The 348-nt window shown below is 63.8% G+C and carries 1 protein-coding gene; it reads left to right on the top strand.

Translation table 11 applies throughout. The annotated features are described in order from the left end of the window. A partial coding sequence (locus ADS46_RS13735; RefSeq protein WP_267886952.1) for a contractile injection system protein, VgrG/Pvc8 family occupies positions 1-348 on the top strand: 348 nt, incomplete at both ends.

Here is a 348-nt window from a genome sequence, read left to right as displayed (position 1 = left end):
GCGGTCACCCGCGAGCTTGCCGAGCGCGAGTACTGCGTGCAGTACCGCGAGACCGACCTCGCCTTTATCGAGCGCCTGGCCGCGGAAGAGGGACTGTTCTATTTCCATCTGTTTGATGAAAAAGGCGAGGATAGTGATGGCGGCGCCCATCGGCTGATCTTCGCCGACGACCCACAGATGCTGGCAAGCCTAGGCGAGCGCAGCTACCACAGCCGCGCTGGCGGCACCGCACCCCTGCGCCATGTGCGCAAACTCAGCCACACCGCCCGGGTGGCGAGTTCGTCCGCCGCGCTGAAAGACTACAGCTTTAAAAATCCCGCCTATGCGCAGCTGCACGACCACCTGGGC

The sequence above is a fragment of the Halomonas sp. G11 genome (assembly GCF_001663515.1).
Classification (GTDB): Bacteria; Pseudomonadota; Gammaproteobacteria; order Pseudomonadales; family Halomonadaceae; genus Vreelandella.
Note: the sequence above shows the minus strand (reverse complement) of the source record. Positions and strands in the feature narration are given on the sequence as shown.